A 17,762-nucleotide genomic window follows, 5' to 3' on the forward strand; every position below is an offset into this window, starting at 1 on the left:
TTTGCCATATTCGGACTTAGGCTTCGGCCTGCGCTCTCGGGGGAGAGTCGATCCGACAGACAGAGTTGAGGCGACATGAGCAGCGAACCGGCAAGCAATGGGGAATTCGGCCGACGGAGCCTTCCGCCGCAGCCGATCGTCCCGAAGACGGCCAGCGAGGCTCTGCGGCCCGAACTCGGCACCCCGCCGCCGAAGCGTTCGCGTGCCTCGCGCAGCCAGATCGTCGTCTTCATGAACTTCATCGTCACCGGCGCCATGCTGGCGGTCATCGTGGTGGGACTGGCGCTTTATATCGGCAAGCGCGAGTTCGACGGCCCTGGCCCCTCGACGACCACGACCAATTTCATGGTTCGGCCGAACACGGGCGTAGCCGAGATCGCCGAGCAACTCGAAAGGCGAGGCCTGATCAGCGACTCGCGCATCTTCCGGCTCGGCGTGCGCGCCTATGATCGTGATTCCGGGCTGAAGGCCGGCGAGTACGAGATCAAGGCCGGCGCTTCGATGCGCGACATCATGGAGCTCCTGGAAAGCGGCAAGTCGGTGCTGGCGTCGCTGACCATCCCGGAAGGGCTGACCGTCGAGCAGGCGTTCCAGCGCATCGCCGAGCACGAGGCGCTGACCGGCGACATGCCGGCCGAGATGCCGCCGGAAGGCAGCCTCATCGCCGACACGCAGCGCTTCACCCGCGGCGCCACCCGCCAGCAGATCATCGACAAGATGCTGGCCGACCAGAAGCGCCTCGTCGAGACCATCTGGAACCGCCGCGTCTCCGGCCTGCCGCTTGCCGACATCAACGAGTTCGTGACGCTGGCCTCGATCGTCGAGAAGGAAACCGCCGTCTCCGACGAGCGCTCGCGCGTCGCGGCCGTCTTCATCAACCGGCTGAACAAGGGCATGCGGCTGCAGTCGGACCCGACCATTCTCTATGGCCTCTTCGGCGGTAAGGGCAGGCCGGCCGACCGCCCGATCTATCAGTCCGACATCGACAAGCCGACGCCCTACAACACCTATACCATCAACGGGCTGCCGCCGGGGCCGATCGCCAATCCCGGCCGCGAGTCGCTGGAAGCCGTCGCCAATCCGTCGAAGACCAAGGATCTCTATTTCGTCGCCGACGGCACCGGCGGCCATGTCTTCGCCACGACGCTCGAGGAGCACAACGAGAACGTCGCCCGCTGGCGCGCCATCCAGAGGAAGCAGCGCGAGGAGGCGGCGAAGGCCGCCCAGAACGAAGCCACACCCGCATCGACCGCGCAGTAGGCTGTCCTCTTCGCCCTGCGCCGAGGCGCAGGACGCTCGACAAAACAAGGCCGCCGTGAGAAGTGGCTGAAAGAGCAATTCCGGGAAAGTGGCAACCGGTTTCCCGGGGATTGCGAAAAGGCGACAGGGGGACGTGCAAAGATCATGACTTTGCAAAGCATGACCGGTTTTTCACGCGCCGCAGCCGATCACGACGGCGTTTCCATCGCCTGGGAGGTCAAGTCGGTCAACGGCAAGAGCGTCGAGCTCAGGCTCCGCCTGCCGCCGGGCTTCGAGCGTCTGGAGCCGGCGGTGCGCCAGGCCGTGCAGAAGCGTTTCGCCCGCGGCAATTTCCAAGCGACGCTGACCCTCGGCAAGGCCGGCCTGCAGCAGGCGCAGCCCGTGGTCAACGAGGCCTTCCTGAAGGATGTCGCGGGTCTGGCGCAGCGCCTGCAGGAGCAGTTCGGCGTTGCGCCGGCCAGTGCCGACGGCCTGTTGTCCCTGCGCGGCGTGCTCGACCTGCCGGAGCCGATCGAGAACGAGGAGTTCCGCGCGGCGTTCGACGCCGCATTGCTTGCGGCGTTCAACGATGCGCTGGCCGGGCTGGAGACCGCCCGCCGGGCCGAGGGCGAGGCGCTGAAGGCGCTGCTTCTCGGCCATGTCGACGTTATCGAGGGGCTGACGCTGAGAGCCGAGGCCGATCCGTCGCGCGATCCCGCTCTGATCCGCCAGAAGCTCGCCGAGCAGGTCCGCCTGCTGATGGACGCCTCGGCGAATCTGGACGAGAGCCGGCTGCACATGGAGGCCGCCTTCCTCGCCACCAAGGCCGACATCCGCGAGGAGATCGACCGGCTGAAGACGCATGTCGCCTCGGCGCGCAGCCTGCTTGGATCGGCCGGCGCCGTCGGCCGCAAGCTCGACTTCCTGGCACAGGAATTTAACCGCGAATCGAATACTCTCTGCTCGAAGTCGAACGCCGCCACAGTGACCGCCATCGGGCTGGAGCTGAAGGCGGTCGTCGATCAGTTCCGCGAGCAGGTCCAGAATCTGGAGTAGCAGATGGCCGTCAACGATATCGGTTCCCGCATTCGCCGTCGGGGGCTGATGCTCGTTCTGTCGTCGCCCTCGGGCGCCGGCAAGTCGACAATCGCGCGCAATCTCCTGGAGAGCGACAAGGATTTTGAACTGTCGGTCAGCGTCACGACGAGGCCCCGGCGCGGCAGCGAGATAGACGGCCGACACTATCACTTCCGCAGCAAGCGGGAGTTCGAGAGCCTGCGCGACAATGACGAGCTTCTCGAATGGGCCGAGGTTCACGGCAATTTCTACGCCACTCCGCGCGCTGCGGCCGAAAAGGCGATGGCCGAAGGCCGCGACATGCTGTTCGACATCGACTGGCAGGGCGCCAAGCAGCTGCGCGAGAAGATGCGCGGCGACATCGTCTCCATCTTCATCCTGCCGCCCTCCATGGCCGAGCTGAAAGCGCGCCTCAAGCGCCGTGCCGAGGACCAGGAATCGGTGATCGAAACGCGGCTGCTCAATGCGCGCGAGGAGATCGAGCATTGGGGCGAATACGACTTCGTGGTCATCAACGACGATCTCGACCGCGCCTTCACCGAAGTGGTGGCGATCGTCACCGGCGAGCGGCTGCGGCGTGACCGCCGCCCGGGTCTCTTCGACTTCGTCTCCGGCCTGCTCGACGAGAAGGTGTGATCTTTCGCGGCATCGCCGCGCCGGGCTAGAATGCGAATCAGGCGCCGGCCCGCGCCTCCTCCCTCCATCCGGGGAAGCATGATCCGTGCAGGGCCGGTTTCACGGTCTCAACCGACTGTTCGAGCGTCGCATGAGGAGGGATTGCGAACTGGGCTCGCATAGGAGGTTTTGATGAAACTGTCCGCTCCCGTCTATCGCCTGAAGCGCCGGGCCAGGCTTCTCTCCCGCCAGGAGAGCATCTCCCACCACGCGGCACTCGACCGGATCGCAGTTGGCGAAGGGTTCGGCAATTGGAGCCTGCTCGCCGCCAGGATGGCGGCGGCAAGCCCGGCCCGCACGCTGCTCCGGCATCTGCGGCCCGGCGATCTGCTGCTCGTCGGTGCGCGGCCGGGGCACGGCAAGACGCTGTTCGGTCTGGAGCTTGCGGTGGAAGCCATGAAGGCTGGCCGCCAGGGCGCTTTCTTCACTCTCGAATACACGCAGGAGAACGTCCTCGACCGCTTTCGGGCGATCGGCGCGGAGCCGGCCCGGTTCGACCGGCTGTTTGTCTTCGAGAATTCCGATGCGATATGCGCCGACTACATCGTCGCCTCGCTGGAAAGCGCGTCCGAGGGCACAGTGGCAGTCGTGGATTATCTGCAGCTCCTCGACCAGAAGCGCCAGAACCCGGAGCTCGACAGTCAGGTCCGCAAGCTGAAGTCGTTCGCCCGCGAGAGAGGTCTGATCCTCGTCTTCATCTCGCAGATCGACCGCTCCTACGATCCGTCGAGAAAGCCCGTCCCCGACATGGACGACATCCGGCTGCCGAACCCGCTGGACCTCGGCCTGTTCGACAAGGCGTGTTTCCTGAACGACGGCGAGGTCCGCTTCCAGACGCTCAACTGAGCGCTTCCGCCTGATCGCCTCAGATCGCGTTCGCCAGCCGGACGAACTCCTCGACGGAAAGCGTCTCGGCGCGCCGTGTCCCGTCTATATCAGTCGCCTCCAGCAGCCGTTCGCCGCCGAGGCTCTTGAGGCTCTGCCTGAGCATCTTGCGGCGCTGGCCGAACGCCGCCTCCGTGACCCGGCCGAGCTTCTTCACGTCGGCGGGCAGGGGGCTTTCCCGCGGCACGAGGTGCACCACCGACGAGGTCACTTTAGGCGGCGGCGTGAAGGCCTGCGGCGGCACGTCGAAGGCGATCTTCGCCTGCGTGCGCCAGCCGGCCAGCACGCCGAGCCGGCCATAGTTTGCCGTCGCCGGCGCGGCCACGACCCGCTCGGCGACCTCGCGCTGGAACATGAGCGTCATCGACGCATAGAAGGGCGGCCACGATGGCACGGTCAGCCAGCGGATGAGGAGTTCCGTGCCGATATTGTAGGGCAGGTTGGCGACGATGCGCACCGGCCCGCCATCGGCCAGCGCGGCGAAATCGGTCTTGAGGGCATCGCCCGGGATGACTTCGAGCCTGCCGGGATAGTGTGCGGAGACTTCGGCGAGCGCCGCGAGGCAGCGTTCGTCCCGCTCGATGGCGACAACGCGCCGCGCGCCGTTCATCAGAAGCGCGCGGGTCAGCCCGCCCGGCCCGGGGCCTACTTCGATGACGGTCGTCTGCGAAAGGTCGCCGGCGGTGCGCGCCACCTTGCTCGTGAGATTGAGGTCGAGCAGGAAATTCTGGCCGAGCGATTTCTTCGCCTGCAGCCCATGCCGCTCGATCACGTCGCGAAGCGGCGGCAGCCCATCCAGACTTGCGCGAACGCCGGCGTCCCCCTGCATGGACGTCAGCGCTTGACGATCTTGGCTTTCTCGCGCAACTCGGCGGTGTATTTCTTGCTCAGTTCCTCACCCCCCTCGTTCTCCGCGGCGCCGGTGCCCTCCATCTGGAATGTCAGCCTCGCGACGCGGTCGTCGGAGACCTCGCGACTGGAGCAGATGCCGATGAACTCGACGCCATTGGGGGTTTCGCGCACGCTCGTGGCGCCGCCGACCTTGGTGTTCTTGATCTGCTCGGCCCAGTCCGGCGGCAGCTCGGGAGCAAGCTTGCGCCCGAGATCCTTCACCGTCACGTCGAGCAGGCCCTTGGCGAACTCGCGGGTGCTGTTGCAGCCGTTGAAACGCGCGCGCATGGCTTCCGCCTCGCGTTTGCGCTGGGCCATCTTGCCGCGCTCGCTGGCCGGCACGACGAAGATCACCTGCTGGAGCATGTACTCCGTCGCTGTCGGCTTGGCGCCGCCCTGCTGCAGCATGCGTCGAACCACATCCTGCTCGCTCATGCGGTTGCCGCCGCGCCCGCGTGCGCCGAGCGCCTGGCTCCAGCTCATCTGAGCGCGGATGAATTCCTTGAAGTGCGGCTTGGTCACGCCGGTCTGGGACATGATGCCGTCGAGCTGCTTGACGGTCATCTTGTTGGACTTCGCAAAATTGTTATAGGCGGCGTCGACCTGGTCGTCGGTAATACGTATGCCGAGCCTCTGCGCCTCGGCCAGCCGCAGCGCCTGGTCGATCATCTCCTGCTCGGCCTGCTCGTTCAGGTTCCCCTTGCGGCGCTGCAGCTTCATGAAGGCGGCGCGGCGCTGGATGTCGTAGGTGGTGATCGGGGTCCTGTTGACGATGACCTTGATCTCGCTGGCGGCTGCCGGCGTGGGCATGAACGCCAGGCCGGCCGGCGCTGCTGCTGCGATCATGAGCGCAAGGCCCGCTGACGTGAGGCCTTTCCTCATCAAAAACATCTCGTTGGCTTCCTGTCCTCGGCTTTCTTCTTCCGGGCGTTTGTTGTCCCATGCCTTCGCTATACGGCGAAAGAATGTCGCCGGCCGGCCTTCGGGCACGATCCCGAACCACTGGGTTGCCCAAGCGAAAAGCAACAACCGGCTTCCGGAACGATCCTACCCGTCAATTACAGATCGGTGAAGGACTTCGTGCCGGAGCCGAAATCGCCGAGCGTGCGGAACGACACGTTGAACCCGAAGGTCTGGGTCACTTCCCTCGTATCGCGGTCGCGCTCCTCGGCGAAGGTCATCAGATAGGTGAAGCACTCGTCGTCATAGGCGAGGCCGAGCGCATCCTTCACCATCACGCTTTTCTCGAAATCGTAGGTGCCCGATCCGAACAGCCGCCAGTTCTCGTGGAAACGCATGGAGCCGCCGAGCGAAACCTCGCGGCGATCCTCGTCGAAACCGTAGAGCGGCTGTTCCTGGATGAAGGCGTATTTCGCCGAGACGGCGAAGATGTCGCCGGTGTAGCCGGCCTTGAGCTCGCCGCGTCGCATTTCGAGCGTCTGTTCGTCGAGGCGGGCGCTGGCCGAGGCCGAGAGGCCGAAGGGCGCGGCGAAGCCGATCAGGCCGACGAAGTCGGACGTGTCGGTCTCCAGGCCCGAATAGGCGCCCGCATTGACCAGATCCGGGGCGGCGAAGGAGTTTTCCCCGGCCAGATGGTAGGACTGGCCGATGATGCCGTTGGTGGTCCAGCCGTTGCCGAACGCGCCCGAATAGCGGAAGCCGACATTGGCGCGCGTGCCGCCCTCGATACGGTCGTAGCCGGCGAACTTGTCGCGATCGAACAGCGACGTTGCGTCGAAGACGAAGCTCTGCGCGTCTTCGTTCGGCATGCCCAGCGTCTCGGCATAGGGCTCGTCGTTACGGGCGAAGAGCTGCGCCATCGGCTCGAGCACGTGGCTGGAATTCTCTGACGCGAAGAGCAGCGGGAAGCGCAGCTCGAGCCCGGCGGTTGCCAGCAAGCGATGATAGGCGTCCCGGATATCGGTCGCCCAGCTGCCGCCTGGATGGTTCAGCGCCATGTTCTCGATGGCCGCGACCGAATCGGGCGAGTAGTTCACCTGCGTCGTGTCGGCCTGGAAGGCCAGCAGCGGCGTCATCACCAGTCCGCCGTCGGTGATGAAGGAACGCTTCCACTCGGCTTCCGCGGTCAATCGGCTCGACGAATTCTCGGTGCCGTTGACGGTTTCGACATCCGTCGTGTTGTCGAAATAGGTCAAGTCCAGCTTGTCGCGGCTGATCACGCGTGCGTTGAGGTCGAAGTTCAGCTCGCCGCCGAACACCGGCTCGTCCGGCGTATAGGAATAGTCGAAGCTCGGCAGCACCCAGGGCTGCTCCCTGTCGCGGGCGTCGAAATTCTCGGTGCCGTTCTGGTTCCGGTCGAGCGTGCTTTCCTGCACGTCGAAATGCATGCCGCGCAGGTCGAAATAGTTCCGGTCGTCGAGGCCGGTCATGAAGACCTCGGACCGGTAGACGAAGCTGCTGTAGTCGCCGATGCCGTAGGTGCGCGAAAAATTCTTGTCGCTCTGGAGCAGCACGTTCCAGCCGAAATCCCAACGCGAATTGATCGCGAAGCGGCCCTGCGTGCCCATCATGCCGCGGAATTCGTTGGGGTCGCCGGTCGGGCCGGAATCGACCGTGTTCGGGTCGAACGCGTCCGGATTGGCCTGGTTGATGCCGGCCATCGTCACGCTGTATTCGCCGTTGTTGAAGCGCTGGCGCCATTCGGCCTCGGCGAGGAAGCCCTGCTCGGTGTAGCCGGTGGCGGTCAACGTCAGGTCGTAGGTCGGCGAAAGGGCGATGTAGTAGGGGATCGAAATGCCGGCCCCGAGATCGCTCTTGAAGCTGACGCCCGGGAACAGGAAGCCGGATTTGCGCTTGACCGTCGGGTCGGCGATCTCGAAGGCCGGGAAGTTGCCGAGCGGCATGCCCAGGAACTCGAAGGACGAGTTCTCGAAGCGGACCGTCTTGGCCTTCTGGTTCCAGATGATCTTCTTGGCCTTGATGCGCCACACCGGGGCCTTGTCGGGCTTGTCCTCGCACGGCTCGCAGGCCGTATAGACGCCGTTGTTGAACGTCGTCAGGAAGCCGCCGCGGCGCTCGCCGCTTTCAGCGGCGAAATAGGTCTTGTCGACGGTTTCGACCCGCAGCGCGTTGACGAAGCCGTCGCCGAAGTCGTCGGTGACGTCGATCTTGTCGGAATAGACCGTCGTGCCCTGGGGATCGACGATCTGCACGTCGCCGACGGCGACCAGCCGGCGCGAGCGCCGGTCGTAGGTCACCTGATTCGCGACCAGCCGGTTGCCGCCGTAGTCGATCCTGACGCCGCCGGACGCGGTGACCGTCTCGTCGTTGTTGTCATAGATGAGGGTGTCGGCCTCGAGCAGCATCTCGCTGCCCTCGGGGATATTGGCCCCAAGGTCGGTGACGCTCTGCGCGAAGACCGATTCGGGCATCACGGCGGCGGCGAACAGGCAGGCGAGCGCCGTCGCGCCGAGCAAGCGCGTCAGCCTGGCCGATCTGCGGTCCAGCGTTGCCGCGACCCCCACTAACCGTCCTCCTTGTACAGCAGGAAAGTTACCCCGAAAAACATTGCCACCACAACCGGTATCCAGGCCACGATGAAAGACGGCACGAATCCCGCATTTCCAAAAGCTTTAACTAGTACGGAAACGACATAAAGCAGAAAGCCGGCGAGCACGCCACCCAAAATCATCGTCGCGGACTGCCCCATGCGCTGAAAACGCATCGAAACCGTCGCCGCGATCAGCGTCATGGCGACCAGCAGGAAAGGCAGCGCCATCAGCGTATGAAACTGGGTGGCGAAAGTGCTGGCCCTGAGCCCGAACGAGCGGGCCACCTCGATCTTCTCGGGCAGCTCGTAGAAGGGGATGGTTTCGGGCCGCGCCAGCCTCTCCTGCACGAATTCCGGCCTGAGATTCGTGGGAACCCGGTCGGTTTCCAGCCTGGGCAGCTGGTTTCCGTCGCGAATCCGCCTGACGTCGTGCAGTTCCCAGTAGCCGTCGCGCAGATAGGCGCGCGCCGCGTCGCGCCTTTCGATGATGTCGCCTTCCTTGTCGAGCGAGAAGAAGGTGACGTCGGCAAGCTCCATGCCCTGGTTGAGCACCGCCCGCGCGCCGATGATGGTGTCGCTGTCCGCCGTCTTCTGCCGCAGCCACGGCGCCGAGAAGGCGTTGACGGCGTTCGACTTGCCCGAGCGGAACTGGGTCTCCATCATTTCCGAGCGCGAGATCGCGTGCGCGGCGAGCGGGTTGAGGACGCCGACCGTCAGCAGCCCGAAGATGAGCGCGCCCAGGCAGCAGGGGAAGAGGAACTGCCAGGCGGAGATGCCGGCCGAGCGCGCGATCACCAGCTCGTATTTGCGGTTGAGCGAGACCAGCGTCGCGATCGCCGCGATCAGCCCGATGAATGGCACTGCCTGTTGCATGATCATCGGCACGCGCAGCGCCGAAACGGAGAGCGCGAGTCCGATGCTGAAGCCCGGCAGCCCCATCGTGCGGCTGGAGAACTCGGTGAAGTCGATCAGCGTGACCAGCGCGTAGACGCCGATGAAGTACCACGTCGTGATGGCGGCGTAGCGGAAGAAGAAATAGCGTCCGAGCGTCCAGCCCATCAGGTGGCCCCCTCGGATGCGTCGCGGCGCCAGAACCGCATGAACATCATGCGGTCGCCGATGAGGCGCAGGCCCGAAATCAGCCGGTCGGCCAGCGTCACCGGCAGCTCCATCGTCCGGTTGGTGGCGATGAACCAGATCGAGACCGCCGAGAAGCCGAGCGGGATCAGGTAGACGACCGGCCACAGATTTGCCGACGACTGCACCTGGTTGGCCGCGAAATAGCCCGCCCAGCGGGCGACGAGCGCGATCGTGACAGCCGTCACCAGCGGGTTGATGCGGCCTTCACGATGCGAGCGCGCATTGCCGATGACCGCAAGCGAAATCAGCGCGAAAACAATCGGATAGACCCATTCGGTGAATCGTCGGTGCAACTCGGCGCGGAACGACTGCGGGCTCTTCTTGAATTCCGGGTCATGGGGGTCCGGGTTGAAGAGATAGGGAAGCGTGCGGTCCTTCGGATAGAGCTTCGGCGTGCCGTTCGAGGCGGTGAACACCGACAGGTCGAAGGCGTAGGACAGGAAGCGGATGACCGAAATGTCGTTGCCGGGCAGTTTTCGGTGGATTTCGCCGTCCTGCATGACGAGCACGTTCTCGTCGCCCTTTTCCACCACCGTCCCGTATTTGGCGTAATAGACGAGGTCGGTGCCTTCGGTGCGCGAATCGGCGACGAAGATGCCGCCCAGCCGCCCGTCGGCCAGCCGCTCGCCGATCTGGATGAACAGCCCGTCCTCGATTTTGCGGAACGTGCCTTCCTGGATGACAAGCGACAGGAGGTCGGCGCGGGCGGCGGCCACCAGTTCGCGCCCGCGCTGGCGCGCATAGGGGTCGACGCCGTTGTCGATGGCGAAGGACACGATGCTGGCGATCACGGCGAGCAGCATCACCGGGCGGATGATCGTCATCTTGGAGCCGCCGGCGGCGCTGATCACCACCAGCTCCGAATCGTTGTTCATCACCGTCAGCGTCTGCGCGATCGCGATGACCGCCGCGAAGGGCATGACGATCGGCAGCACCGACGGCAGGATGAGCGCCGCGATCTCGAAGAAGGAGAGGGCGGACTGGCCGCTGTCGGTGACGAGGTTGATGCGGGTGAGGATCTGGGTCGTCCACACGATCGCCAGCGTCCAGGCCAGGGCTGCGCAGAAGAGCATCAGGGCGCGCCGGAAAATGTAGCGTTCGATGACCTTCATGGGGTGCGGGACGTCCTTGCGGCAGGAGTGAGGCGAATCGTAACTGGCCGCCTCCTCCATGGCGGGGATATGGCGCTCAAACTATCCGCCCGCCGCTGCCAGCACAACCGGTGCCCGTATCGTGGCCGGCAACATGGCCGGTATCGTGGCACGCATTGCGCTGGTGTCGCTGCTTGCCTGGACAGTGATCCAGATTGGCTAACGAAGGGCCAAGAAAGGCGGTTAATGAATGGTTGTCCGGGCTCCTGCGCAGCAAGTTCCCGGTTCGGAGCACGATGCCCCGGCGTCAGTTTTCCGGTCCTTCGGCGCAGCCCGTCCATCTCGCCGACGTCGTCAGGCGTCACTCTGTCACGCTGGATTTTCCCTCCCTTCAAATCCTCCGTAAATTTCTTTCGGTTGGCTGATTTTTTAAGTATTTTTGCTTAGTATTGAGGTCGTGTTGGAGGTTTCGACAGTTCTTGAAAGCTTTAATCAAAAAACCGTGGTTCGTCGCAGTATTTTCGAGGTTTCTAAATTTAGTGAACCCTAATCAATTCAGCGGTCTGCTTTCGGCCCGCCCCGAGTTGGACCCCCATTCAGCTTTCGGTGGATACGATAGAGTGTCGCGAATTCCCGGGCGGGCAGGCTTTTGCACTCTCGCCCGAAAAGCGATGACGAGAACGACCGCCGCAATCGCGCTCGTCGGTGCGGCGGGACTGGCGGTAGCGCCGACTTCCACTTTCGCCGCAGGCAATGCTTGCGACGGCGTAAAGGTCGAGGTGACCGAGGCGCGCAAGCAGGAATACGCCCCGCTCGTTGCCTCGGCGATGGAACACAGGATCAAGCCTGCCCAGGTGAAGCTCGAGACCATCATGGAGAGTGGCGACTGGAGCGCTGCCTACGTTTCCACGCCGGCGAGCGATGACGGCGTCATGTTCTTCCAGGCGGCCAATGGGAAGAAGCGGTTTCGCGACGTCTGGGGCGGCTGGGCGGACCCATCCGAAAAGCCTGAACTCGTGGCCTGGGCCAGGAAGCTCGGAGCGCCGGCCGACCTGGCCCGGTGTTTCGCCGAGACAGTGACGGAATGATTGCAGACTGCGCTTCAAGGTGAAGCTTTCATCTCGCCGCCCGGAGCGCCGGCGGATGGATTTTCGGAGAGAGGGAACGACCGTGCGTGAAGCTTTTGTGGTCCTGGTTTCGGCCATTTCGATTGTCCTGGGCGCCGCCGGCGCGGTTGGTGCGCAAAGCGCCTCCGACGTGAACGGCAACCTCGACACCCTGTTCGGCGATCACGCCCCCTATGCGGCGTTTTTCGACAAGCTGAAGAAGGCTGTCGGCGCGGGCGACAAGGAAACGGTTGCATCGATGGTCGACTATCCGTTTCAGGCGCGCATCAACGACAAGGCAGTGAAGATCCGGGACCGGAAGCATTTTGTCGCCGACTACGACCAGATCGTCACAGGCAAGGTCAAGGCTGCGCTCGCCAGGCAGACCTATGCGACGCTGTTCGCGAACTGGCAGGGTGTGATGATCGGCGACGGCGAAGTCTGGTTCAACGGCGTCTGCGGGGACGATGCCTGCAAGCAGCAGACGGTCAGGATCACCGCCATCAACGACTAAGCCTCAAGGAGACGACGATGTTGAGATATTTTGCTGCGGCCGCGTTTGGGATCGCGGTATGGGCCACTGCGTCCAGCGCCAATGCCGAGGCCACGGTCGAATGCAGGTCGCACAACTATCAGTATGACGAGTGTTATGCCGGCCCGCTCAGGAAGCCTCAGCTCATTCACCAGATATCGGGCAGCGCCTGCATCCTGAACCGGACATGGGGATACAACCCGAAGAGCCGTTACATCTGGGTTGCGCAAGGATGCGCCGGCGTTTTCGCCGATGTCGGCGGCTATCATCATGGCCGTGGCGACAGCTACGATCCCGGCGCAAGGCAGTATGATCACCGCGGTCACGATGTCGGCGCCGTGGCCGCCGGCGCTGTGCTGGGCGCCCTGGTGGAGGGGATGGCACAGGACAATCATCGGAAGCATTCCCACGCCACCAGCAACTACCGCTACGACAGCGGATACAGCGGTTGCCACGGAGTCGGTTGCATGGTGGACAATCCCGACGATGACGGGGACATCGACACGAGGCCGCAGTTCGACAGGGATGGCAATCCCAACTTCGATACCGAGGGGAATTACCAGGGCTGTCACGGCGCTGGCTGCCTGGTAGACGACCCCGACAACTGACACAATGCAACGGGGGCGTGCGTTTGCCCGCACGTCCCCGGCATGGCTGCAGTGGCCGCTCTCGCCTGTCGCAGGCTGTACGCCGACGGGGCGAGCAGACGCCTTGTGACGGTTCGCAGACTTGCCAAACGCCGCAAAACCGCCAAATGTCCGGCACGACAAGCATCTATAGAAACCGTCCGCCGAACCCCCGCAGGAAAATCATGACGACCAGACCCTCCATCACCTTTGCCAGGCACGCGGCCCCCAAAAAGGGCAGTGCCGTCCTCCTGTCGGCTGAGGATGGCGGTTTCGGCAAGGCGGCGAAGGCGTATGGTCCCGCGGACACGCTGAAGCGCGCCTTCGCGGTCGCCGACTTCTCCGGCAAGTCGGGCTCTTCGGTCGAGGTGGTTGCGCCGCAAGGCTCGCCGCTCGACCGGCTGGTCGTGCTCGGCGTCGGCAAGGCCGCGAACCTCAAGGAGTTCGACTGGCTGAAGCTCGGCGGGCAGATCGCCGCGCAATTCCGCAAATCCGCAGAGGTCGCCGTCGTGCTCGACCTGCCGGAAGCGAAAGCCGCCGCAAAGGTCGGCGGCGCGGAAGCGGCGGCCGTGGCCGCCGGCATCCTGCTGAGGAGCTACAGCTTCGACAAGTACAAGACCAGGAAGGACGACGCCGACGGCAAGGCGGCCGACAAGAAGCCGTCGAAATTCGTCATCCATTGCGCCGATCCCGCCGCTGCCAAAAAAGCCTTCGCCGCCGCCGAAGCCGTTGCGGACGGCGTGATGCTGGCGCGCGACCTCGTCAACGAGCCGGCCAACAAGCTCGGCCCGCTGGAATTCGCCGCCGAGGCGAAGGCGCTGGAGAAGCTCGGCGTCAATGTCGAGATCCTGACCGAGAGGGAGATGACCAAGCTCGGCATGGGCGCGCTGCTCGGCGTCGCCCAGGGCAGCCCGCGCGGTGCCCGCCTCGTCGTCATGCAGTGGAACGGCGGCAAGGCCAAGGACAAGCCGGTCGCCTTCGTCGGCAAGGGCGTCACCTTCGACACCGGCGGCAATTCGATGAAGCCCGCCGGCAGCATGGAGGACATGAAGGGCGACATGGGTGGCGCTGCCGCCGTCACCGGCCTGATGCACGCACTGGCCACGCGCAAGGCCAAGGCCAACGTCGTCGGCATCATCGGCCTCGTCGAGAACGCGGTGGACGGCAATTCCCAGCGTCCGGGCGACATCGTCACCTCGATGTCGGGTCAGACCATAGAGGTGCTGAACACCGACGCCGAGGGCCGCCTCGTGCTCGCCGACGCGCTCTGGTACTGCGCCCAGCGTTTCGAGCCGAAATTCATGGTCAACCTGGCGACGCTCACCGGCGCCATCATGGTGGCGCTCGGCCAGTTCCACGCCGGCCTCTTCTCCAACGACGACGAGCTCTCCGCCCGCCTGACGGAAGCGGGGCTGGCGACGCAGGAACGGCTCTGGCGCATGCCGATGGGGCCGGACTACGACAAGCTGATCGATTCCAAGAATGCCGACATGAAGAACATCGGCGGCCGTTTCGGCGGCTCGATCAGCGCCGCCCAGTTCTTGCAGCGCTTCGTCAAGGACACGCCCTGGGCGCATCTCGACATCGCCGGCGTGGCGCTCTCCTCGCCGCCCAGCGAGATCAACCAGTCCTGGGGCTCCGGCTTCGGCGTACGCCTGCTCGACCGCCTGGTGCGCGACCACTACGAGGGGTGAGGGACTTACCTCTCCCCTTGCGGGAGAGGTCGGATTGCCCCGAGCGCGAAGCGCGAGGTTGGCAATCCGGGTGAGGGATGATCGAAGCAGCGTGCGCGGCCTCTCCGTGCGTAATTTTCCCCGTATGGCGAGACCCCTAGAAATCCGGCAGCTTGAACGGAGGGAAGCGCAGCGAGCCCGCCGCGCATTCGTGCCAGTCCATGCTGGCATTGTCCTCGCCTTCCTTGCCCAGGCACCAGCCGCGTTCGTTGATCGCCGCGCCGTAGACGGAGCGCGACAGGCAGGCCGCCGCCACCTTCACGTCGCCGCCCGGCACGCCTCGGCAGATTGAATCCGCCTGTTTCCAGGCCTCGATCAGTTCGGGCACGGCCTCGCTCGCCTCCGGGAATTGTTTCGCCGGCTGCGCCGCTGCCGCGCCGGCAAGCACGGCGCAGGCAAGCGCCAGGGCACGGCGAAGGACCGACGGTTTCACTGCGCTTTCCTCACCTTGAACGACCAGACGGCGAGGCTGAGCAGGTAGAGCGCCACGCCGCCGAGCGGCATCACGTAGATCGCCGCCACCAGCTGGCAGCCGCCGTCCTGGCAACTGCCGAGAAAGCCGAGTTCCGCAAGGACGAGGCCGACGGCCAGCGCCAGCGAAAGGCAGACGATGAGGATGACCGCGACCAGCAGGACGCGCAGGAGGGATAGGAGCAAGAGCTGCCTCCTCGCTTGGTCCGCCCGGCCCGCCCGACAGACTGACGTGGCAGACTAGTGCGGAAGGTGGCCACAACGTGTCGTTGCAGCCATTATTTTCCGCATCCTCAGATCCCGCTGCCGGCCTGCTCGGCGGGCGCCTGCGTCAGCGTCGCGATGAAGCGCTTGGTCCGCTCGCGCTGCGGCATCGAGAACAGGTCGCTGCCCTTCTCGACCACCACGCCGGCCTCGAGGAAGATCGCCTCGTCGGCGATGGTGGACGCGAGCCTGAGGTCATGCGTGGCGATCACCATCGTGGTGCCCTCGCGGGCAAGCTGCGCAAGCACCTCGACCACCTCGCCCGACAGCTCCGGGTCGAGCGCCGAGGTCGGCTCGTCGCACAGAAGCACGCGCGGCGAGGGGGCGAGCGCCCGGGCGATCGCCACGCGCTGCTGCTGGCCGCCAGACAGCGTCGCCGGCCAGGCGTCGGCCTTGTGCGCCAGCCCGACCTTTTCCAGAAGCTCCATCGCCCGCTGCCGCGCCCGCTCCCTCGGCCATTTCAGCACGGTCAACAGCCCTTCCGCCACATTGTCGATCGCGGTGCGGTGCGGAAAGAGCTGGAAATTCTGGAACACCATGCCGGTCTGGCGCCTGAGCTTCTGGATCGACGCCCAGCCGATTTTCGCGCCCGGCTGGAAGTCGATCGCCTCCGTGCCGATCTGGACGCGTCCCGAGGTCGGTATCTCCAGGAGGTTGATGCAGCGCAGAAGCGTCGACTTGCCGCCGCCCGAGGGCCCGACAAGCGCGGTGACCGTGCCCTCGGCGAAGACGACGCTGACGTCCTTCAGGACGACATTGTCGCCGAACTGCTTGACGATATGCTGGAGCTCGATCATGCGCGCGCCTCCATGAAGCCGCCATAGCGGTTGAGCCGCGCCTCCAGCCGCGTCTGCAGCGCCGACAGCACCGAGCTGATGGCGAGGTAGATCAGCGCCGCCTGGACATAGAGGATCAGCGGCTCGTAGGTCGTCGCCACGATGCGCTGCGCCGCCTGGAACAGCTCCGGCACGGTGATCGCCGCCGCCAGCGAGGTGTCCTTGATCAGCGAGATGAAGGTGTTGGAGAGCGGTGGCACCGCGACTCTGGCCGCCTGCGGCAGGATGGTGCGGCGCATCGTCTGCCCCCAGCTCATGCCGATCGAGAACGACGCCTCCCACTGGCCCTTGGCGACCGAGGTGATCGCCGCGCGAATGATCTCCGACGTATAGGCGCCGATGTTCAGCGTGAAGCCGATGACGCCGGCGGTGAAGGCGTCGAGCAGGATGCCGACCGAGGGCAGCCCGTAGAAGATCAGGAAGAGCTGCACCAAAAGCGGCGTGCCGCGGATGATCCAGACATAGAAGCGCACCGCGCCTGCCAGCGGCCACGGTCCGAACAGCCGCACCAGCGCCGAGACAAGGCCGAGCGAGAGGCCGAGCACGAAGGAGATCAGCGTCAGCGGAATGGTGAAGACGAGCCCGGCCCACAGCAGCGGCCAGAGCGAATCGAGCATCAGTTGCAGCCAGTGCGGCACGGGCGAAACCTCCGGTCAGCGGGCGCGATGCCCGCCTCCCGATGGCAGGGCGATCGCATGGGGATCATGATGCCGGGATAGTTCTGCGCCGTCATCCCCCGGAGGACGGCGGCTCGCCTGCGTGCGGCGGGAGGGAGTCGAACGCGATGTGGTGAGCCGACCCCACTCCGTCTCGCCCTACGGGCGAGCCGCCTCTTCCCCACTTTCGTGGGGTAGAGGAAGGGTGCCGCTCGCGCCGGCTTTCCTCTCCCCCGTCGATCGGGGGAGAAGTGGTTTGCGAGGCAAACCGGAGTGGGGGTCGACCACTCCGCCCGCGGAAGTCAGTGCCAGCCTGTCAGACCCGCCTTACTGCGAGACGTCCTGGCCGAAATATTTGTCGGCGATCGTCTTGTAGGTGCCGTCGGCCTTGATGTCCTCGAGCGCCTTGTTGATGGCGGCGACCAGCTCCGGGTCGCCCTTGCGCACGATGACGCCGGAATAGGCGGCTTCCTCCTCGGTCGCGGCGATCTTCACCGGCGCGTCGGGCTTCTTCTTCTTGAAGTCGAGGAAGGACAGGCTGTCGTTGATGGTGGCGTCGGCGCGGCCCTGCACGACGAGCGCGATCGACTGATCGAAGCCGTCGGTGCCGACCAGTTCGGCGCCCGCCGCCTCGGCCATCTTGCCGTAGTTGCTGGTCAGCGACTGCGCCGACTTCTTGCCCTTGAGATCGGCGAAAGCCTTGATGTCGGCATTGTCCTCGCGCACGATCAGCGCGGCCTTGGAGGCGATGTAGGGCTCGGAAAAGTCGAACTTCGCCTTGCGCTCCTCGGTGATGCCGACCTGGTTGATGACGGCGTCGTAGCGCTTGACGTCGAGGCCGGCGATCAGCCCGTCCCACTTGCCTTCGACGAATTCCGGCTTGACGCCGAGTTTTGCGGCGATCGCCTCGCCGATCTCTACGTCGAAGCCGACCAGCTTGCCGCTCGGGTCGTGGTAGGTGAAGGGCGCGTAGGTGCCCTCGGTGCCGATCTTGATCACCCCGGCCGCCTTGATGGCGTCGAGGTTTTC

18 protein-coding genes are annotated in these 17,762 nt (G+C 65.0%); 8 read left to right on the top strand and 10 right to left on the bottom strand.

All coding sequences use genetic code 11. From position 1 onward, the window contains the following. Positions 1 to 75 precede the first annotated feature (75 nt). The 4 genes from mltG to D8676_RS13995 all read left to right on the top strand — a co-directional run bounded on the left by mltG (position 76) and on the right by D8676_RS13995 (position 3,837). Positions 76 to 1,260 (top strand): endolytic transglycosylase MltG, encoded by a 1,185-nt coding sequence (gene mltG / locus D8676_RS13980; RefSeq protein WP_121581548.1) that lies wholly within the window; start codon positions 76 to 78, stop codon positions 1,258 to 1,260. A gap of 144 nt (positions 1,261 to 1,404) precedes the next feature. Further along, on the top strand, positions 1,405 to 2,295 hold the full coding sequence (locus tag D8676_RS13985; RefSeq protein ID WP_121581550.1) for a YicC/YloC family endoribonuclease: 891 nt from the start codon (positions 1,405 to 1,407) through the stop codon (positions 2,293 to 2,295). Positions 2,296 to 2,298: 3 nt separating this feature from the next. Continuing rightward, a complete protein-coding gene (gene gmk / locus D8676_RS13990) occupies positions 2,299 to 2,952 on the top strand; it encodes a guanylate kinase (RefSeq protein WP_121581552.1) in 654 nt (217 codons plus the stop codon). Positions 2,953 to 3,123: 171 nt separating this feature from the next. Further along, positions 3,124 to 3,837 (top strand): DNA helicase, encoded by a 714-nt coding sequence (locus D8676_RS13995; protein WP_121581554.1) that lies wholly within the window; start codon positions 3,124 to 3,126, stop codon positions 3,835 to 3,837. 19 nt (positions 3,838 to 3,856) lie between these two features. On the opposite strand, the gene rsmA is transcribed toward D8676_RS13995, so the two are convergent. From rsmA to lptF, 5 genes are all read right to left on the bottom strand, one after another. After that, on the bottom strand, positions 3,857 to 4,705 hold the full coding sequence (rsmA, locus tag D8676_RS14000) for a 16S rRNA (adenine(1518)-N(6)/adenine(1519)-N(6))-dimethyltransferase RsmA (RefSeq protein ID WP_121581555.1): 849 nt from the start codon (positions 4,703 to 4,705) through the stop codon (positions 3,857 to 3,859). A 5-nt stretch (positions 4,706 to 4,710) separates the two neighbouring features. After that, complete coding sequence (locus tag D8676_RS14005) at positions 4,711 to 5,658, bottom strand: peptidylprolyl isomerase (RefSeq protein ID WP_183097097.1); 948 nt, start codon at positions 5,656 to 5,658, stop codon at positions 4,711 to 4,713. A gap of 167 nt (positions 5,659 to 5,825) precedes the next feature. Then, complete coding sequence (locus D8676_RS14010; RefSeq protein ID WP_245426797.1) at positions 5,826 to 8,252, bottom strand: LPS-assembly protein LptD; 2,427 nt, start codon at positions 8,250 to 8,252, stop codon at positions 5,826 to 5,828. Next, a complete protein-coding gene (lptG, locus tag D8676_RS14015) occupies positions 8,252 to 9,340 on the bottom strand; it encodes an LPS export ABC transporter permease LptG (protein WP_183097100.1) in 1,089 nt (362 codons plus the stop codon). Before lptG ends, D8676_RS14010 begins: the two co-directional genes overlap by 1 nt. After that, complete coding sequence (gene lptF / locus D8676_RS14020) at positions 9,337 to 10,530, bottom strand: LPS export ABC transporter permease LptF (RefSeq protein ID WP_121581642.1); 1,194 nt, start codon at positions 10,528 to 10,530, stop codon at positions 9,337 to 9,339. Before lptF ends, lptG begins: the two co-directional genes overlap by 4 nt. A gap of 650 nt (positions 10,531 to 11,180) precedes the next feature. Here lptF and D8676_RS14025 point away from each other — a divergent pair. The 4 genes from D8676_RS14025 to D8676_RS14040 all read left to right on the top strand — a co-directional run bounded on the left by D8676_RS14025 (position 11,181) and on the right by D8676_RS14040 (position 14,467). Next, complete coding sequence (locus D8676_RS14025; protein ID WP_121581559.1) at positions 11,181 to 11,597, top strand: hypothetical protein; 417 nt, start codon at positions 11,181 to 11,183, stop codon at positions 11,595 to 11,597. A gap of 82 nt (positions 11,598 to 11,679) precedes the next feature. Next, a complete protein-coding gene (locus D8676_RS14030) occupies positions 11,680 to 12,129 on the top strand; it encodes a hypothetical protein (protein WP_121581561.1) in 450 nt (149 codons plus the stop codon). Positions 12,130 to 12,146: 17 nt separating this feature from the next. Continuing rightward, complete coding sequence (locus tag D8676_RS14035) at positions 12,147 to 12,755, top strand: DUF3011 domain-containing protein (protein WP_121581563.1); 609 nt, start codon at positions 12,147 to 12,149, stop codon at positions 12,753 to 12,755. Between the two features lie 203 nt (positions 12,756 to 12,958). After that, positions 12,959 to 14,467, top strand: coding sequence for a leucyl aminopeptidase (locus D8676_RS14040; protein WP_121581565.1), 1,509 nt, complete (start codon positions 12,959 to 12,961; stop codon positions 14,465 to 14,467). 136 nt (positions 14,468 to 14,603) lie between these two features. On the opposite strand, the gene D8676_RS14045 is transcribed toward D8676_RS14040, so the two are convergent. The 5 genes from D8676_RS14045 to D8676_RS14065 form a co-directional block, all read right to left on the bottom strand. Then, positions 14,604 to 14,939, bottom strand: a complete 336-nt coding sequence (locus tag D8676_RS14045) for a hypothetical protein (RefSeq protein WP_121581567.1) — start codon at positions 14,937 to 14,939, stop codon at positions 14,604 to 14,606. Then, entirely contained in the window at positions 14,936 to 15,163 is a 228-nt protein-coding gene (locus tag D8676_RS14050) for a hypothetical protein (RefSeq protein WP_245426799.1), read from the bottom strand. Before D8676_RS14050 ends, D8676_RS14045 begins: the two co-directional genes overlap by 4 nt. A gap of 107 nt (positions 15,164 to 15,270) precedes the next feature. Next, positions 15,271 to 16,038, bottom strand: a complete 768-nt coding sequence (locus D8676_RS14055; RefSeq protein WP_121581569.1) for an amino acid ABC transporter ATP-binding protein — start codon at positions 16,036 to 16,038, stop codon at positions 15,271 to 15,273. Further along, on the bottom strand, positions 16,035 to 16,715 hold the full coding sequence (locus tag D8676_RS14060; protein ID WP_121581571.1) for an amino acid ABC transporter permease: 681 nt from the start codon (positions 16,713 to 16,715) through the stop codon (positions 16,035 to 16,037). Before D8676_RS14060 ends, D8676_RS14055 begins: the two co-directional genes overlap by 4 nt. A gap of 345 nt (positions 16,716 to 17,060) precedes the next feature. After that, positions 17,061 to 17,762: amino acid ABC transporter substrate-binding protein (locus tag D8676_RS14065; RefSeq protein ID WP_147448196.1), on the bottom strand; the 702-nt coding region annotated here is incomplete at its 5' end.

Source organism: Mesorhizobium sp. YM1C-6-2 (assembly GCF_003666685.1).
Classification (GTDB): domain Bacteria; phylum Pseudomonadota; class Alphaproteobacteria; order Rhizobiales; family Rhizobiaceae; genus Mesorhizobium_K.

Excerpts from the sequence above, each read along its gene's own strand:
- rsmA (WP_121581555.1), bottom strand. The coding sequence starts at position 4,705 with ATGCAGGGGGACGCCGGCGTTCGCGCAAGTCTGGATGGGCTGCCGCCG.
- D8676_RS13995 (WP_121581554.1), top strand. The coding sequence starts at position 3,124 with ATGAAACTGTCCGCTCCCGTCTATCGCCTGAAGCGCCGGGCCAGGCTT.
- D8676_RS13985 (WP_121581550.1), top strand. The coding sequence starts at position 1,405 with ATGACTTTGCAAAGCATGACCGGTTTTTCACGCGCCGCAGCCGATCAC.
- D8676_RS14005 (WP_183097097.1), bottom strand. The coding sequence starts at position 5,658 with ATGTTTTTGATGAGGAAAGGCCTCACGTCAGCGGGCCTTGCGCTCATG.
- D8676_RS14025 (WP_121581559.1), top strand. The coding sequence starts at position 11,181 with ATGACGAGAACGACCGCCGCAATCGCGCTCGTCGGTGCGGCGGGACTG.
- mltG (WP_121581548.1), top strand. The coding sequence starts at position 76 with ATGAGCAGCGAACCGGCAAGCAATGGGGAATTCGGCCGACGGAGCCTT.
- lptF (WP_121581642.1), bottom strand. The coding sequence starts at position 10,530 with ATGAAGGTCATCGAACGCTACATTTTCCGGCGCGCCCTGATGCTCTTC.
- D8676_RS14040 (WP_121581565.1), top strand. The coding sequence starts at position 12,959 with ATGACGACCAGACCCTCCATCACCTTTGCCAGGCACGCGGCCCCCAAA.
- D8676_RS14035 (WP_121581563.1), top strand. The coding sequence starts at position 12,147 with ATGTTGAGATATTTTGCTGCGGCCGCGTTTGGGATCGCGGTATGGGCC.
- D8676_RS14055 (WP_121581569.1), bottom strand. The coding sequence starts at position 16,038 with ATGATCGAGCTCCAGCATATCGTCAAGCAGTTCGGCGACAATGTCGTC.
- gmk (WP_121581552.1), top strand. The coding sequence starts at position 2,299 with ATGGCCGTCAACGATATCGGTTCCCGCATTCGCCGTCGGGGGCTGATG.